Source organism: Serratia sp. BW106, assembly GCF_002607755.1.
Classification (GTDB): Bacteria; Pseudomonadota; Gammaproteobacteria; order Enterobacterales; family Enterobacteriaceae; genus Serratia; species Serratia proteamaculans.
Window position 1 is genome coordinate 93985 of record NZ_MCGS01000023.1, and the last position, 16040, is coordinate 110024.

A 16040-nucleotide genomic window follows, 5' to 3' on the forward strand; every position below is an offset into this window, starting at 1 on the left:
AAGGTATAAACCTATACAGGGTAGTAACTATGGCATTCAATTTTGATCAATGGGTAGACCGTAGTCACAGTGACAGCGTTAAGTGGGATAAATATCGTGACCGCGACATCATTCCACTCTGGGTCGCCGATACCGATTTCCCGTCACCGCCGGCTATCATCGACGCATTACAGCAGCGCGTAGCGCATGCAGTATTCGGCTACAGTCATCCCTCCCCTGAACTCATCGAGGTTTTTACCCGCCGCATGCTAGAGCGCTACGGTTGGCGTATCAACCCCGAATGGCTGATTTTCCTGCCTGGAATGGTTTGCGGTCTTAATTTATGCGTGCGCGCCTTTACCGCCGAAGGTGAAGGCACCCTGGCTCCGTCACCGATTTACCCCCCGTTTCGCAAGGCGGCAAAATTCGCAGGTCGCTCACAGCTGTCGGTGCCCTTAACCCTGCACCACCGTCGCTGGCTGTTAGACTTCAATGCCATCGCCGGTCAGCTCAATGGCAAAGAGAAATTACTGTTGTTGTGCAATCCGCAAAACCCGGGTGGAACCGTCTACCGCAAACAGGAGCTATTGCAGCAACAGGCGTTTGCCCAGGCCCATGGGTTGATCGTCTGTTCGGATGAAATTCATTGCGACCTGTTGCTTGAACCTGGCTGCGAACACATCCCCTTTGCTACCTTGAATGAAGACGCTGCCCAGCGCAGCATCACGCTGATGTCGCCGTCGAAAACCTTCAACATTGCCGGGCTGGGCGCCTCGATGGCGATTATTCCCAACCCAGAGTTACGGCAAAAGCTGGTCCGTGCGCGCAGTGGCATCGTGCCGGAGGTCGACGTGCTGGCACTGGTTGCCGCACAGGCCGCCTACCAGCATGGACAAGCCTGGCTTGACGCGCTGTTGATATATCTGCGCGCCAACCGTGATTTGGTGACCGAACGTATTAATGCCATACCCGGTCTGTTGCTACAGCCCATCGAAGCGACCTATCTGGCCTGGATCGACTGCAGCCAACTGGCGGTCGATAACCCACACGCCTTCTTTGAGCAGGCCGGAGTCGGTTTAAGTCCGGGGCTGGATTTTGGCAACCGACGCTTTGTCCGCTTAAATTTCGGTTGTCGGCGCGAGTTGTTGCTCCAGGCGCTGGATCGCATGACGCTGGCAACCCAGGCGCTGATGCCAAATTAGGCTTGTTCGCTGGCGACAATGTCCCGGATCGAATAAGGATGAAATTTAATGGTCACCGTACCGTCGGTGATCGCCAGGGTTGGGTTCGGCAAACGTTCGCCCTCGCCCTGCGGAGAGCTCTGTTTCAATTTAATCCCGGGTGCCAGCAGCGCCTCATCAGGCAAATGACTCAATGCCCGCGCATACAAGGTGGCCGGTTCGCCGCTCAACACCAGCTCAACATGTTCCCAACCCTCATGCGGATAACGTTTATCGCCGGGATAAGGCAGCTCCACGCAGTCAATCAGCCAGGGTCCAACCTCAAGCGGCTGTTGGAGATCAAACAAACAAATCGGACGACCATTAATCATCGACTCTGACAACAGTGAGCCACACTGCTGCAACCCCTGCCGCCAGCGATCGGCCGTGGTGTTTTGGTGACAACGTACCGAAATATGATCGGCCGTAAACTGGGACAAATCCAAGTGTAGTTTTTCGGCAAACCGGCTCAACGCCAGTTCAAAGCGTGGCAGGTCCAGCGCTAAATCATTCAGTTCGGCAATCGCCGGGAAGGTGGTCATAGGATCCTCGCAACTACGGAAAGCGGTTTTCAGGGGGGGTAATTTACACGCCTGAGGCGTAGCTATCCACTCGGCTGACGGGGAAAGTGGCCATTTCCTGGTTCAAATTTCCACGCCAGAATAAATCTGCCATTCATTTGTCATAAAAAGCACAAAAGAATAATTTCCTCGGCTTTATTACACTTTGGCTTAGCCTTTGCTGGTTTTTAATTCATGAAAATAGTTGCAGCATAAGTTTATAGCTTTTTCTTATGACTGGCATGTTGAAAGTATTACTAACTTATTAAGTAAGGCCATTCACGCCATCCGTTACTTACAAAAGCTTAAGAAATAGTTAACCTCCTAACGAGGAAAATGGAGCCAGACTCAAACAAAAATACCAACAGACTGTTTTTACATCACTTTATTAATCACCACACCTGAGAATCTTCCTAAACAGAAGCGACGTAATTGCTTGAAAATATCAATTGAGCTACTTTAGTGAAAATTGAGTTAGAGATAATCACTTATGTTCCTTTTAATAGTTTCTTTGCTATTGGTAGTCATTGCTGCCTATGCGATATATCGCCACTTTAAATCGCGTCGCAATAACACGCTGGATGCTGGCCGTCGAAAGAAAAAACACTAACCTCGCTGATTCCATTTTATCCCATTCATGTCTTTTCTCGTATGCACCCCTCATTGCCATCTGCATTTTTCACTCATAGCCGGCGGGCATTTATGAACCCCGACTTTCGCCTAATCCTCCCGCGTCAACTGCTGACGTAACCCATCAGATCGGTTACAATTACAGGCTGTTTTGTGGTGGGCCGCCGTCTTGACGCGCAGCCAGAAAACCACCTTTGAATCCCGCAGGGGCATGGCACACGGCCCCTCGTTCGTCATTAAGGTAACCCGGTGAATATTCAGGTTCTTCTTTCAGATAAAGTCAGCCAGGCGCTGATTGCCGCAGGCGCACCCGCCGATTGCGAAGCCCAGGTCCGTCAGTCCGCAAAAGCGCAGTTTGGCGACTATCAGGCCAATGGCGTGATGTCCGTTGCCAAGAAACTTGGCATGCCACCGCGCCAGTTGGCGGAAAAAGTGGTGCAACTGCTTGATCTCGGCGACGTCGCCAGCAAAGTAGAAATCGCCGGTCCCGGCTTTATCAATATCTTCCTGAACAGTTCATGGGTCGCGCAGCAAGCCGATCGCGTGCTGAGCGCACCCAAACTGGATATTGCCCCGGTAAAACAACAAACCATCGTTATTGACTACTCTGCCCCTAACGTGGCGAAAGAAATGCACGTCGGCCACCTGCGTTCCACCATCATCGGTGACGCCGCCGCACGTACCCAGGAGTTCCTGGGCCATAAAGTGATCCGCGCCAACCACGTTGGCGACTGGGGCACCCAGTTCGGCATGTTGATCGCCTATCTGGAAAAAATGCAGAACGAAAACGCCAGCAATATGGACTTGTCCGATCTGGAACAGTTTTATCGTGAAGCGAAGAAGCACTACGATGAAGACGCCGATTTTGCCGAACGCGCTCGCGCCTATGTGGTGAAGCTGCAAGGCGGCGATCAATACTGCCTGAAGATGTGGCGCAAGCTGGTCGACATCACCATGGCGCAAAATCAACTGACCTATAACCGTCTGAACGTCACCCTGACCGAAGACGACGTGATGGGTGAAAGCCTGTACAACGCGATGCTGCCAGGCATCGTTGCCGATCTCAAGGCTAAAGGCCTGGCGGTGGAAAGCGAAGGCGCTACCGTGGTCTTCCTCGACGAATACAAGAACAAAGACGGCGATCCAATGGGCGTCATCATCCAGAAAAAGGATGGCGGCTACCTGTACACCACCACCGATATCGCCTGTGCCAAATACCGTTATGAAACGCTGGGCGCCGATCGCGTGCTGTATTACATCGATTCGCGTCAGCACCAACACCTGATGCAGGCCTGGACCATCGTGCGCAAAGCCGGCTACATCCCGGACAGCCTGTCGCTGGAACACCACATGTTCGGCATGATGCTGGGTAAAGACGGCAAGCCGTTCAAAACCCGCTCAGGCGGTACGGTGAAACTGTCCGATCTGCTGGATGAAGCTGTGGAGCGCGCCGGTAAACTGATTACCGAGAAAAACCCGGACATGCCGGCGGAAGAAATGCAAAGCCTGGCCAATGCCGTGGGTATCGGTGCGGTTAAATACGCCGACCTGTCAAAAAGCCGCACTACCGATTACATCTTCGATTGGGACAACATGCTGGCGTTTGAGGGCAATACCGCACCTTATATGCAGTATGCCTATACCCGCGTGGCCTCCGTATTTAAGCGCGCAGGGATTGACGAAAGCAATCTGACCCTGCCGTTGGTAATGACCGAAGAGCGTGAAATCACTCTGGCGACCCGTCTGCTGCAGTTTGAAGAAGTGATCACCACCGTGGCGCGCGAAGGCACTCCGCACGTGATGTGTAGCTACCTGTACGACCTCGCGGGTCTGTTCTCCGGCTTCTACGAACACTGCCAGATCCTGAATGCGGACAGTGAAGAAGCACGTCAGAGCCGCCTGAAGCTGGCGCTGCTGACCGCCAAAACGCTGAAAGCGGGTCTGGATACGCTGGGTATCGAAACCGTCGAACGTATGTAAGCCATCAAGGCTGAATACGAAAAAGGGTCGCCGAGAGGCGACCCTTTTTACTGTATTGGTGACAGGGATATCCGTTTATGCCACCCGACGGGCAAAGTCGCGAGGGCGGAAGCCCAAACCGCCCAACACGCCAAAGTAAGCTACCACGCCGGTGACCACCACCAACGCCAGACGCAGCAAACGCTCCAGCATATTGCCCTGATCCCAGGCCGGCATCAGCCACATCACACCCACCAGCACTACCGACATCACAATCACCGCGATCACCAGCTTGGTCAGGAACATCGCCCAACCCGGTTGTGGGTGGAAAATCTTCTGCTTACGCAACTGCCAGTACAGCAGCGAGGCGTTAATACAGGCCCCGAGACCGATCGACAGCGACAGCCCGGCATGTTTCAACGGCCCGATAAACATCAGGTTCATCACCTGAGTCAAAATCAACGTGATAATGGCAATTTTAACCGGCGTTTTAATGTCCTGGCGCGAATAGAACCCGGGTGCCAACACCTTGACCACGATCAGCCCCATCAGCCCGACCGAATAGGCCACCAGCGCACGCTGAGTCATGGCAGCGTCAAAGGCGCTGAATTTGCCATACTGGAACAGCGAAACGGTCAGCGGCTTGGCCAAAATACCCAGGGCAATCGCACTCGGCAGCGCCAGCAGGAAGCACAGGCGCAGGCCCCAATCCATCAGGCGTGAATACTCGTCGTGGTTACCACTGGAGAAACTTTTCGCCAGTGACGGCAACAGAATAGTCCCCAGTGCCACGCCCAGCACGCCGGAAGGGAACTCCATCAGACGGTCGGCATAGTACATCCAGGAAACCGAACCTGAAACCAGGAACGAGGCGAAAATGGTGTTGATAATCAGTGAAATCTGGCTAACCGAAACGCCAAAAATCGCCGGTCCCATCTGACGCATCACGCGCCATACGCCGGCATCGCCAAGCTTGATGCGCGGCAGCACCAACATGCCGATCTTCTTCAGGTGCGGAAGCTGGTAACCCAGTTGCAGTACCCCACCCACCACCACCGCCCAGGCCAGCGCCATCACCGGTGGATTGAAGTAAGGGGCGGCAAACAGCGCAAAACCGATCATGCTGACGTTCAACAACGTCGGCGCAAACGCCGGGATCGAAAAACGGTTCCAGGTATTGAGGATCGAGCCGACCAGCGAGGCCAGCGATATCAACAAAATATAGGGAAAGGTGACGCGCAACAGCGACGACGTCAGGGCAAACTTGTCCGGCGAATCGGCAAAGCCCGGAGCCGTAATGTAGATAACCCAGGGCGCGGCCAACATGCCCAACACCGTCACCAGCGCCAGTATCAGCGTCAACAGCCCGGATACATAGGAGATAAAGGTCCGCGTCGCCTCTTCACCCTGCTGGTTTTTATATTCGGCCAGGATCGGCACAAACGCCTGCGAAAATGCCCCCTCGGCAAAAATACGCCGCAGCAGATTGGGCAGTTTGAACGCCACGAAGAAGGCATCTGTTGCCATACCGGCGCCAAATACCCGCGCCACGATCGCGTCACGGGCAAAGCCCAGCACCCGCGAAAACATCGTCATAGAGCTGACGGCGGCCAATGATTTTAGTAGGTTCATGTGGTTTTTCTGATGTGCCCTGTAAATGTCGACGCCTGCATCAGCAGGCGTCAGTAAAACTATCGGCTAAGTTTACCCGTCCACGGCAGAATAGCTACTGCCATATGTTACATGGGGTTACCTTATAAACCGGCATCACGCAGCAGTTTTTCAATCACCCTTTGGGCGGAAATTGCCTGCTCGCCGGCGGTTTCCGGCACCGTCTGATTGCTGACAGCAGCAATGAAATGGCGGATCGCGCCGTCAAAGCCGCGCTGTGCCAACGTGGTTTGCCAGCCTGGCGCCGGTTGCTCCAGCACGCCTTGTGAGTCTTCCCGCAACCACTGGCGCATATCGTTCAACTGATAGACTGCACCCTCGGTTACCGCCTGCACGCTTTCACGCTGACTGCCGGCCCGGCGATGCATACTGGTGGTGACCAGCGTTTCACCGCACGCAAAATGATGCTCGGCATAGATCAACTCACCGGCATCCGTAGCACGCAGGCTACCGCTGAGCAATGTCCCCGCATCGCCACCCAGCCACAGCGCGGTATCCACCACGTGCAGATAATCGTCCAGCAGGGTAAAACGCAGGCCGTTTGGCCCGACGCTGTCGGCGCGATGTTTGTCCATGCGAATCGACGCCGGTTGCTGCATCTGTTGCTTTAACTGACGATACAGTGGCGCAAAACGACGGTTAAACCCCACCATCAGCGTTTTGCCCTGTTTTTCCGCCAGCGCGATCAACTGTTCGCCCTGCTCTACCGTCTCCGCCAGCGGCTTGTCGACATAAACGTGGACGCCCAGACGTAGCAACTCCTCGATCACCTGAAAATGACTGGCGGTGCTGCTGTGCACGAATACCGCATTACACTGCTGTGCCAGGCTGTCCAGCCGCGAAAAACAGGTCATGCGATAGCTGTCACAAACCGGCTGCGCCTTTTGCTGATTAGGCGAAAATCCGCCGACCAGCGTCCAGTCCGCCGCCTGGCTGAGGATCGGCAAATAGGCTTTTTGCGCAATACCACCCAGCCCAACCACACCAATGCGTAATTTACTCATCCGTCCCCCGGGCCAATAGCGCCTGCAGTTGTTGCTTGAGCTGCGCCACTTCGTTTTCCAGTGCGCTCACTCGCTCGTTCAATTCGGCGTCATTGGCCGGGAGTGCTTCTGCCGGTGCCTCGTCAATTTGGCCACTGAACAGATGCATAAATCGGCTTTCGCGCTTACCCGGTTCCCGCGCCAACCGCACCACAAAGGGCCCATCCTCACGAGCACTCAGGTTCGCCAGCACCTGCTCCACTTCGGTAACGTCATTAAATTCATGCATGCGATTGGTACGGGTACGCAGTTCACCGGGCGTTTGCGCGCCACGCAGCAGCAAGGTGGCAATCACTGCCAACTCGGCAGCAGACAGCTTTAGCTGACCAAACTCCGAATTGCAGAAGCGGTGCTCATACTTGACCACCCGATTGCCGAAGCCGCTCAAGGTGCGCAGAAAATGTTTCTTCAGCAGCAGGTCGAGGATTTGCTGAACTTCGCTTTCCGTCAGTTCCATCACCGGCTCGCGGTTGGTTTTCTGGTTGCAGGCAAGCTGAATGCCATTGAGGGAAAGGGGATACTGGTCCGGCGTGGTGACCTGCTTTTCCAACAGGCAGCCAATCACCCTGGCTTCTTTAGCGTTTAATTCATATTTCATTATTTGGCCTTAGCGTGGCGGTAGCCATTCTTTATTGGTTAATGCCGTCAGTACGTGATCCTGCCACTGCCCGTCGATCAGCAGATAGTCCTTGGCATAACCTTCACGTTCAAATCCCAGGCGGGTCAGCAACGCGCCGCTGCGCTGATTGTGCGGCATATAGTTGGCCATAATGCGGTGCATTCGCTGCTGACGCACCATATAACGGATAGCGGACTGCAGCGCTTCATACATCAGCCCTTGCCCCTGCCATTTTTCGGCCAGCGAATAGCCGAGGAAACAGGCATGGAACGAACCGCGCAGCACGTTGCTGAAGTTGGCCACGCCCTGCACTTCATGTTCTTCCGGATCGAGCAGGATAAAGTAGTAGGCGCTGCCCTGCTTTTGCATTTCGGTGATCATCCCCAGCCGCGCCTGCCAGCCGGAAGGATAACAATGGCTTTCATCCCGTACCGGTTCCCAGGGTTTGAGGAAGGCTCGGTTTTCGGCATAGTATTCGGCCAGCCGGTAGGCATCGCGTTCATGGACTAAACGGACAACCAGTCGGTCGGTGGTGAGGCGTACTTTTGGTGATGCAGAGCGATAGCCAAACATCATTTCCCCCGCGGTCAGAACGGTTCGATAAGAAGTATTTATTGGGCGCACGTCCGGATATTCATCCTGCGACGAACCTATCCTGAGCCATTATTTCTCAAACACCGGCGCAGAACCGCACTTACCCTCATTTAATATAACCGCAGCCTGCCCCGCAGGTAAAACTCCGGCCGCTCAGTAAATAAGCGATTAGTCATTTTACGGCTATTTTCGTGCTGTTTTGCTGTTCAGCCAACATATTGACGATAAAAAAATATTATCTACCTCGCCCCTATCGGCAACCCGGGATTGGGTACAAACTAGAGCGGTCGCACTCCTCCCCCCTTTAATTGCTCGTGGTGAAGCATGTCTCTGGTATCGCAAGCTCGGAGCTTGGGTAAATATTTTTTATTACTCGATAACCTGTTAGTGGTTTTAGGCTTTTTTGTGGTTTTCCCGCTTATTTCGATTCGCTTTGTCGACCAGCTTGGCTGGGCGGCCGTGGTGGTCGGTGCCGCACTGGGTTTGCGACAATTGATCCAGCAAGGATTGGGCATCTTCGGCGGGGCGATAGCCGATCGATTCGGCGCTAAACCGATGATTGTCACCGGTATGCTGATGCGTGCCGCCGGTTTCGCCACCATGGCAATGGCCGATCAACCCTGGCTACTGTGGTTCTCCTGTGCCCTTTCTGCCCTCGGCGGCACGCTGTTTGACCCACCTCGCACCGCCCTGGTGATTAAGCTCACCCGGCCACACGAGCGCGGCCGTTTCTATTCTCTGTTGATGATGCAGGACAGTGCCGGCGCGGTGATTGGCGCTCTGATCGGCAGTTGGCTGCTGCAATATGATTTCCACTTTGTCTGTTGGGTCGGTGCGGGTATTTTCGTGCTGGCGGCAGGCTGGAACGCGTGGCTGCTGCCGGCCTACCGTATTTCTACCGTTCGTACCCCAATGAAAGAAGGCATGATGCGCGTCTTGCGCGATCGGCGTTTCCTGACCTACGTATTGACCCTTACCGGCTACTACATGCTGTCGGTACAGGTGATGCTGATGCTGCCGATCGTGGTTAATGAAATCGCCGGTTCACCCGCGGCGGTAAAATGGATGTACGCCATTGAGGCCGCGCTGTCGCTGTCATTGCTCTACCCGTTGGCACGCTGGAGCGAAAAACGTTTCCGGCTGGAACAGCGGTTAATGGCGGGCCTGCTGCTGATGACCCTCAGCCTGATGCCGGTCGGGCTGGCGACCAGCCTGCAGAGCGTCTTCACCCTGATTTGCTGTTTCTATCTCGGCTCGATCATCGCCGAACCGGCACGTGAAACCCTCAGCGCCTCGCTGGCCGATCCACGCGCGCGCGGCAGTTATATGGGATTCAGTCGCCTGGGGCTGGCATTGGGCGGCGCATTGGGTTATACCGGCGGCGGTTGGATGTACGACACCGGCCATGCGATGAACATGCCGGAACTGCCGTGGATCCTGCTCGGTATCGTGGGCTTTATTACCCTGTTCGCACTTTATTGGCAGTTCAATCCGCGCAGTAGCGCACCGGCAATTGCTCCCGGAGGCTAAGGTTTTTCTCTAAGTTGCCAGAAAATCAGCCGAATTTCCCATAGCTGCTATCCTGATAGTAAAAACATAAACAGGAGAAGTTGGCGATGACTGATGAATCAAAATTACCGCAGCTGCTGGAACACATGGTACTGAACCTGCGGATGCTCTACGCACGCTCAACGTTGGTAGAAAAAGCGCTGGCCCATATCATCGCAGGGAATGCCGACCTGAAGAGTGACATCATCAAACAGTTGCAGATCGTTAACGCCACCAACGAGCGGGATAAAATCGATCTGGAAGAGGCGCGTATGCACCTGATAGAAGTGATCAATTCCGTACCAACCAAAAAATAACCCCTGCTTTAGTCCCGCGCAGATGCGCGGGTAATACAACGATAACGCACCTTCCAGCAAGAACTCTTCGCGACAGCCTCAGTATGCTGTGATAACTATTGCTGTTAAAACCTGACAACCGGAGCAAGCATGAAACTGTTTATCTACGATCATTGCCCATTCTGCGTTAAAGCCCGCATGATTTTTGGCCTGAAAAACCTGCCCGTCCGCCTGGTCACCCTGCTCAACGATGATGAGGCGACACCGGTCAGCATGATTGGCAAGAAAATGGCGCCCATTTTGCAAAAAGACGACGGCAGCTATCTGCCGGAAAGCATGGATATCGTGCATTACATCGATAACCTCGACGGCAAGCCACTGCTGACCGGTAAAACCAACCCGGCAATCGCCGACTGGCTGCAACACGTTGGGAGCTACAGCCTCAATTTACTGCTGCCGCGCTTCGCCAACGCCGACTTTGAAGAGTTCGCCACCGACAGCGCCCGTCAGTATTTTACCGACAAGAAACAAGCCTCGATCGGTGACTTTTCCACGCACCTGGCCGACAGCGCCGATCTGATTGCCCAACTGGAGGCCGATCTTCAAACGCTTTCCGGGCTGATTGTTTCCCCTGAAGCCGTCAATGGCAGCCTGTCGGAGGACGATATTCACCTGTTCCCCCTGCTGCGTTCGCTGTCGATTGTTGCCGGACTGACACTGCCGGATAACGTTGAAGCCTATCGTAACCGTATGGCGCAGCGCAGTGATATTCCGCTGCTGTTCGATATGGAACAGTGATCTTCTCGCAATAAGGATATAGCGCGCAAATGTTGAAAATGGTGCTGGTCACCGCCCGCGATCGGGCACGGCTGAAAGAAATCTCCGCAGTGCTAATCCGCTACGGATTGCAGGATGTGATCCGCCTGCTGGGCCTGGGTACCTTGCTAAGTGGCGGTGAAGGCGGCAGTGAGTCGCAAGATAGCCAAACCTTGCCGCAACGCCTGCGCGCCGCGCTGGAAGCGCTGGGGCCGACCTTTGTTAAATTCGGCCAGATCCTGGCTACCCGCTCCGACCTGCTGGATCCTAGCTGGACCGACGAACTGGATCGCCTGCACAGCCAGGCGTCTACCCTGTCCTGGAGCGAATTGGCGCCGCAGATCACCGCAGATTTAGGTGCCTCGCCACACAGCCTGTTTGCCGAGTTTGATGAAACACCCCTGGCCGCCGCCTCGATGGCACAGATTTACCGTGCCCGACTGCACAGCGGTGAAGCGGTAGTGATCAAAGTATTACGCCCCGGTCTGGCGAAAACCATTCACGCCGATTTGCGCCTGCTGGCCTATCTGGCGGAAACCGTGGAGCAGCAAAGTCCGGCGCTGGCCCGCTATCGCCCACGGCAGATGGTACGAGCGCTGGCGACGGCGCTTAATCACGAGCTGGACCTGACGCACGAAGGCAATAACTGTGAACGGGTAGCCCAGCAATTTGCCCAACAGCCCGACGTAGTGATACCGAAAATCTACTGGCAATGGTCGTCAAAACGTCTGCTGGTGCAGGAGTTTCTGCCCGGTATCGCGCCGGAAAACCCACAGCAATTGGCCACCGCCGGCTTTGATGGCCCGCTTCTCGCCCAGCGCGGCGCCCAGGCCTTTATGAAAATGGTGCTGGAACACCGTCTTTATCACGCCGACCCACACCCAGGTAACGTGATGGCGTTGGCAGATAATCGCGTCGGCTTTATCGATTTCGGCATGGTGGGCCAGCTTTCCGAACGGCGGCGTAATCAGTTGCTGCTGTTGCTGCAGTCCATCGCTGAACGAGAATCCGGCGGCATCGTCAATACCCTGATCGCCTGGTCGGATAGCGATCCTTTGGATCTGCTGGATCTGGAACTGGCGGCACAAAACTTTCTCGACAAGCAGGCCTCCGCTACTTTGACACTGGGCAAGGCGCTGACCGATCTTCTGGTGATGGCGCGTGAACATCAGCTAGCGCTGCCGCCGGATCTGGTATTGCTATTCAAGGCGTTAATCACCGCAGATGGCGTATTGCACCGACTGGATCCCAACTTCGATATCATCGCTACCCTGAAACCGATGCTGCAACAGGTCATGCTACAGCGTTACACCCCTGAAGCGGTGCGTCGGCGTATGTTGGCGCTGGGCGGTGAAGCACTGGACGCAGGTGAAGAACTTCCGCAAACCCTGCGCCTGCTCATGCGCCGCCTTAAGCGCGGGCAAATCAGCGCCGATATCAACCTCAAGAACCTCGATCAGTTAAGCAAAGCGTTGGAACGGGCTGCCGTCACGCTGGCCATTGCCATTGTCACCGCCGCCTTCACGCTCGGCCTGGCCCCCTACCTGATGCAATCTTCGCTGCGGTTATGGGGCATTCCGCTGTTTCCGGCACTGGGTGCGCTGGCCTGTCTGGGTGGCGTATTGCTGTTGGTACTGCGGTTACGCCGCTAAACAGTTTCAGCGTTATCCGATAGGTCATGGCGGGTTTCACGCGCACTATCTGTGTTATCCGCCGATGAGCAGGATTTCTTTAGCCGTCGGTTACCCTTTATAATGAAAAATCAATTAGCTACACAGTTAGTATTTATGAGGCAAAAATGAAGAAGATTCTGATGGGTGTGGCAGCCCTGGCGTTTGTTGGCGCAATGGTCGGTTGTAACCAACTGACCCAGTACACACTCAGCGAGCAGGAGGTCAACGACTACCTGCAAAAGCATAACGATTACCAGAAGCAGATCGGCGTGCCGGGATTGCTGGACGCCAATATCGTGCTGACGCAGTTGCAGAGCCAAATTGGCCGCAGTGAACCGGGCAAGGTCACCCTTTCCGGCGATGCGAAAGTGAATATCACCTCGATCCTCGGCCCACAGACTGCGGACCTGAAGCTGACGCTGAAGGCACAGCCGGTCTATGACCGTGAGCAAGGCGCGGTATTCCTGAAGGACATGGAATTGACCGACTATAGCGTGCAGCCGGAGAAGATGCAGACGGTGATGAAAGCGCTAACGCCTTACCTGAATCAGTCGCTGAAATCCTACTTCGACCAAAAACCGGCCTACGTGCTGAACCCGGATAACAGTAAAACCGAAGCGATGGCGAAGAAACTGGCTAAAGGTCTGGAAGTGAAACCGGGTGAGTTGGTGATCCCGTTTACCGACTAAGAGCCGCAGTTTAAAACAAAAAGCCCGCTGATAAGGCGGGCTGAGTCTTTTCAATTGGGCAAGCTATGCGCAGCACCGCCTGAAAATCATGTGATTACTGTGGTTCGCTGTAGGTAATCTTACCGGCGTTACAGTCCAGGATCACGTTATAGGTTTTATCCTGTTTGGTACCGCGGACCGTCAAGGGAACCTGCCAAACAGCGTCCTTACCGGTAATGGCTTCCGGGCTAATCCAGGCTATCGGGGTGGCTGTGCCAAGCAGCTTTTTATCTGATTCCCAACGCGTGATACGGTTTTGCAGAAAATCGCGTTTCACCTGAGCGGCGACATCAGCCGGTTGCAACCCCTGGCATTGTGCCACTTTGGCGCTGCGTTGCTCCTGCGCCTGCACCGTGGTGGTTAAACCCGCCATAGCCAACAGCGCTACGGCCAAACTCAGTCCCGTTGTTTTCATATTCCCTCCAGTTGTGATTAACGCTATCCGCAGGCATTGGCCCTTGGCTCACAACTGGCCTGGCGACAGATCAGCGTTTGGCGAAGGTGATGACAAACAGCTCATCCAGCCCCGGATAGATTTCCTTGATCACCTGCTTCAGTTCGCTGAGTGACATGCTCTCCTGCCGGGCATGCAGTTCGGTTAACGCCTCCAGGCGCACCGGTGTGACTGACAGCACTTCAATCTGGCAGAAAAATACGTCGTCTTCATTGCGGCTAACGCGTAAAACCTCACCGGGTTGAAAGTGGGATTCACTGGCATCCCGAATGGTAATGGTTTTGCGCCCGGCCAAAATATCTTGCTCAAAGCGGCTGAAGAAAGTTATTTCACGGCTCATTCTAGATCCTTTTTCATCACATTGCCGCAACATAAGTCATTATGCTGCCTGCTTTTCTGACGCAGATCCCTCTTTAGTGGTAGCGACAGGTTTTTCCGTTTTCACTTTGGCGGGTTTCTTCGGTGCTTCCGCCGGTGCAGCGCCGCGCAGAATTTGCCCCAGCACGTCTTTATTCTCCGCCAGGAAGAAGCTCAGCCCTTCACGCTGCTCATCATCCAGGGTCAGAGGTGACTGCTGCAGCCATTCACCGAGGCTATCCGCCAGATCCAGCATTTTGTCGTAAGCGTCGGCTTCTTTCTTGGTTGCGAAAGTCATCTTTTCCTCACCGTTTCTCACCACCACATATTTAACTTCAACTGCCATGTGTGCATTCCTCAAAGGTTAGAATACTGTATTTTTATACAGTATAAGGTGATATTACGCAGGGATGCAAGCACACCCCTGACGCGACTTATTTCAACAACCGCACCTTGCAGTTCTTACCCTTGATTTTGCCCTGCTGAAGCTGTTGCAGTGCCTTGCGCGCGCTTTCCTTGCGGATCGCTACATAGGCATGCACCGGGAACATGTCGATCTTGCCGACTTCTGCCGCCGTCAGCCCGGCATCGCCGGTCAATGCGCCAAGAATGTCGCCTGGACGGATCTTGGCCTTACGCCCACCGTCGATGCACAGGGTGACCATTTCGGCTTCCAGCGTGGTATTACCCGCGCCGCTCAGCTCAGATACCGGTGCCCACTTAACCTTGATCTGCAAATATTCTTCAATCGCATGCGCACGCGTCATTTCTTGCGGCGTACACAGACTGATCGCCTTGCCACTCAAACCAGCACGGCCGGTACGACCGATACGGTGCACGTGGATTTCCGGATCAAATGCCAGCTCATAGTTGACGACCAGCTCCAGCTCTTTGATATCCAGACCGCGCGCAGCGACATCGGTCGCCACCAACACCCGGCAACTGCGGTTGGCAAAGCGCACCAGCACCTGGTCACGATCGCGCTGTTCCAGATCGCCATGCAGCGCCAGCACGTTAATGCCGCGAGCTTCCAGCGCTTCATACACGCTCTGACAGTCACGCTTGGTGTTACAGAACACCACGCAGGAAGAAGGCTGGTAATGACGGATTGCCGACACCAGCACCGCAGGACGCTGATCGCGGGTGGTTTCATAGAAGCGTTGTTCGATGGTGGTTTGTTCTTCACCGTCGTCCACTTCCACATTTAACGGGCTACGCTGCACACGGGCGCTGATGCGTTCAATCCCGCTCGGATAGGTTGCCGAGAACAACAGCGTTTGACGCTGAGGCGGTGTATAGCTGATCACGTCATCGATGTCATCGGCGAACCCCATGTCCAACATGCGGTCGGCTTCGTCCAGCACCAGCACTTTCAGTTCATCCAGTACCAGCGTTTTCTTGCGCAGGTGTTCCTGAATGCGCCCCGGCGTCCCCACCACGATATGGGGGGCATGCACCAACGAATCGAGCTGTGGCCCCATAGGCTGGCCGCCGCACAGAGTCAAAATCTTGATGTTCTGGGTGAAGCGTGCCAGACGGCGCAGTTCTTTGCTCACCTGGTCAGCCAGCTCACGCGTCGGACACAGGATCAGCGCTTGCGCGGCCACCTGGGCGACGTTAATTTTGTCCAGCAAACCGATGCCGAACGCCGCCGTTTTACCGCTGCCGGTTTTTGCTTTGGCACGTACGTCCTGCCCATTCAGGATGGCGGGCAGTGCGGCGGCCTGCACCGGTGTCATTTCGGCATACCCCAGTTCGTTGAGGTTGGCCAACTGTTCGGCTGGCAGCGGCAGGGAAGAAAAAGATACTGTGCTCACGGCGATAACTCTTATATGGCAAATGGAATGGCGGCGCGCCCACGGCAGCACCGAATCAGCCGCAGATGATAACAGA

Annotated in this window: 16 protein-coding genes; 7 read left to right on the top strand and 9 right to left on the bottom strand. The window is 54.9% G+C overall.

The annotated features are described in order from the left end of the window. Positions 1–29: 29 nt before the first annotated feature. Positions 30–1181 (top strand): MalY/PatB family protein, encoded by a 1152-nt coding sequence (locus BEI65_RS16595; RefSeq protein ID WP_099064278.1) that lies wholly within the window; start codon positions 30–32, stop codon positions 1179–1181. On the opposite strand, the gene BEI65_RS16600 is transcribed toward BEI65_RS16595, so the two are convergent. Beyond that, positions 1178–1741, bottom strand: coding sequence for a VOC family protein (locus BEI65_RS16600; protein ID WP_099064279.1), 564 nt, complete (start codon positions 1739–1741; stop codon positions 1178–1180). The genes BEI65_RS16595 and BEI65_RS16600 overlap by 4 nt on opposite strands. A gap of 897 nt (positions 1742–2638) precedes the next feature. Between BEI65_RS16600 and argS the strand changes: the two genes are divergently transcribed. Next, complete coding sequence (argS, locus tag BEI65_RS16605; protein WP_099064280.1) at positions 2639–4369, top strand: arginine--tRNA ligase; 1731 nt, start codon at positions 2639–2641, stop codon at positions 4367–4369. 75 nt (positions 4370–4444) lie between these two features. Here the strand turns inward: argS and murJ are convergent, their stop codons facing one another. The 4 genes from murJ to rimJ form a co-directional block, all read right to left on the bottom strand. Continuing rightward, the gene (gene murJ, locus BEI65_RS16610) at positions 4445–5980 is read right to left on the bottom strand and encodes a murein biosynthesis integral membrane protein MurJ (protein ID WP_099064281.1); all 1536 of its coding nucleotides are present in this window, start codon (positions 5978–5980) and stop codon (positions 4445–4447) included. A gap of 122 nt (positions 5981–6102) precedes the next feature. Further along, positions 6103–7023, bottom strand: coding sequence for a Gfo/Idh/MocA family protein (locus BEI65_RS16615; RefSeq protein ID WP_099064282.1), 921 nt, complete (start codon positions 7021–7023; stop codon positions 6103–6105). Next, positions 7016–7660, bottom strand: coding sequence for a YceH family protein (locus tag BEI65_RS16620; protein WP_099064283.1), 645 nt, complete (start codon positions 7658–7660; stop codon positions 7016–7018). Before BEI65_RS16620 ends, BEI65_RS16615 begins: the two co-directional genes overlap by 8 nt. Positions 7661–7669: 9 nt before the next feature. After that, positions 7670–8254, bottom strand: coding sequence for a ribosomal protein S5-alanine N-acetyltransferase (rimJ, locus tag BEI65_RS16625; RefSeq protein WP_085117187.1), 585 nt, complete (start codon positions 8252–8254; stop codon positions 7670–7672). A 345-nt stretch (positions 8255–8599) separates the two neighbouring features. Here rimJ and mdtH point away from each other — a divergent pair, with 345 nt between their 5' ends. The 5 genes from mdtH to BEI65_RS16650 all read left to right on the top strand — a co-directional run bounded on the left by mdtH (position 8600) and on the right by BEI65_RS16650 (position 13297). Beyond that, positions 8600–9805 (top strand): multidrug efflux MFS transporter MdtH, encoded by a 1206-nt coding sequence (gene mdtH / locus BEI65_RS16630; RefSeq protein WP_099064284.1) that lies wholly within the window; start codon positions 8600–8602, stop codon positions 9803–9805. A gap of 86 nt (positions 9806–9891) precedes the next feature. Continuing rightward, complete coding sequence (locus BEI65_RS16635; protein ID WP_085117173.1) at positions 9892–10140, top strand: hypothetical protein; 249 nt, start codon at positions 9892–9894, stop codon at positions 10138–10140. A gap of 129 nt (positions 10141–10269) precedes the next feature. After that, positions 10270–10917: a glutaredoxin 2 gene (gene grxB, locus BEI65_RS16640; RefSeq protein ID WP_099064285.1), complete on the top strand. Its 648-nt coding sequence runs from the start codon at positions 10270–10272 to the stop codon at positions 10915–10917. A gap of 29 nt (positions 10918–10946) precedes the next feature. After that, the gene (locus tag BEI65_RS16645) at positions 10947–12587 is read left to right on the top strand and encodes an AarF/ABC1/UbiB kinase family protein (RefSeq protein WP_099064286.1); all 1641 of its coding nucleotides are present in this window, start codon (positions 10947–10949) and stop codon (positions 12585–12587) included. A gap of 146 nt (positions 12588–12733) precedes the next feature. Continuing rightward, entirely contained in the window at positions 12734–13297 is a 564-nt protein-coding gene (locus BEI65_RS16650) for a lipoprotein (RefSeq protein WP_099064287.1), read from the top strand. A 94-nt stretch (positions 13298–13391) separates the two neighbouring features. Here BEI65_RS16650 and yebF read toward each other — a convergent pair whose 3' ends face one another. From yebF to dbpA, 4 genes are all read right to left on the bottom strand, one after another. Continuing rightward, a complete protein-coding gene (yebF, locus tag BEI65_RS16655) occupies positions 13392–13751 on the bottom strand; it encodes a protein YebF (protein ID WP_099064288.1) in 360 nt (119 codons plus the stop codon). Between the two features lie 70 nt (positions 13752–13821). Next, complete coding sequence (gene yqfB / locus BEI65_RS16660; RefSeq protein ID WP_099064289.1) at positions 13822–14130, bottom strand: N(4)-acetylcytidine aminohydrolase; 309 nt, start codon at positions 14128–14130, stop codon at positions 13822–13824. A 39-nt stretch (positions 14131–14169) separates the two neighbouring features. After that, a complete protein-coding gene (locus BEI65_RS16665) occupies positions 14170–14493 on the bottom strand; it encodes a YebG family protein (protein ID WP_099064290.1) in 324 nt (107 codons plus the stop codon). Positions 14494–14581: 88 nt separating this feature from the next. Next, on the bottom strand, positions 14582–15964 hold the full coding sequence (dbpA, locus tag BEI65_RS16670) for an ATP-dependent RNA helicase DbpA (protein ID WP_099064291.1): 1383 nt from the start codon (positions 15962–15964) through the stop codon (positions 14582–14584). Positions 15965–16040 lie beyond the last annotated feature (76 nt).

Coding starts and splice junctions, on each gene's coding strand:
- BEI65_RS16635 (WP_085117173.1), top strand. CDS start 9,892: ATGACTGATGAATCAAAATTACCGCAGCTGCTGGAACACATGGTACTG.
- yebF (WP_099064288.1), bottom strand. CDS start 13,751: ATGAAAACAACGGGACTGAGTTTGGCCGTAGCGCTGTTGGCTATGGCG.
- BEI65_RS16615 (WP_099064282.1), bottom strand. CDS start 7,023: ATGAGTAAATTACGCATTGGTGTGGTTGGGCTGGGTGGTATTGCGCAA.
- BEI65_RS16620 (WP_099064283.1), bottom strand. CDS start 7,660: ATGAAATATGAATTAAACGCTAAAGAAGCCAGGGTGATTGGCTGCCTG.
- BEI65_RS16600 (WP_099064279.1), bottom strand. CDS start 1,741: ATGACCACCTTCCCGGCGATTGCCGAACTGAATGATTTAGCGCTGGAC.
- mdtH (WP_099064284.1), top strand. CDS start 8,600: ATGTCTCTGGTATCGCAAGCTCGGAGCTTGGGTAAATATTTTTTATTA.
- BEI65_RS16665 (WP_099064290.1), bottom strand. CDS start 14,493: ATGGCAGTTGAAGTTAAATATGTGGTGGTGAGAAACGGTGAGGAAAAG.
- grxB (WP_099064285.1), top strand. CDS start 10,270: ATGAAACTGTTTATCTACGATCATTGCCCATTCTGCGTTAAAGCCCGC.
- BEI65_RS16595 (WP_099064278.1), top strand. CDS start 30: ATGGCATTCAATTTTGATCAATGGGTAGACCGTAGTCACAGTGACAGC.
- rimJ (WP_085117187.1), bottom strand. CDS start 8,254: ATGTTTGGCTATCGCTCTGCATCACCAAAAGTACGCCTCACCACCGAC.
- yqfB (WP_099064289.1), bottom strand. CDS start 14,130: ATGAGCCGTGAAATAACTTTCTTCAGCCGCTTTGAGCAAGATATTTTG.
- murJ (WP_099064281.1), bottom strand. CDS start 5,980: ATGAACCTACTAAAATCATTGGCCGCCGTCAGCTCTATGACGATGTTT.
- BEI65_RS16650 (WP_099064287.1), top strand. CDS start 12,734: ATGAAGAAGATTCTGATGGGTGTGGCAGCCCTGGCGTTTGTTGGCGCA.
- BEI65_RS16645 (WP_099064286.1), top strand. CDS start 10,947: ATGTTGAAAATGGTGCTGGTCACCGCCCGCGATCGGGCACGGCTGAAA.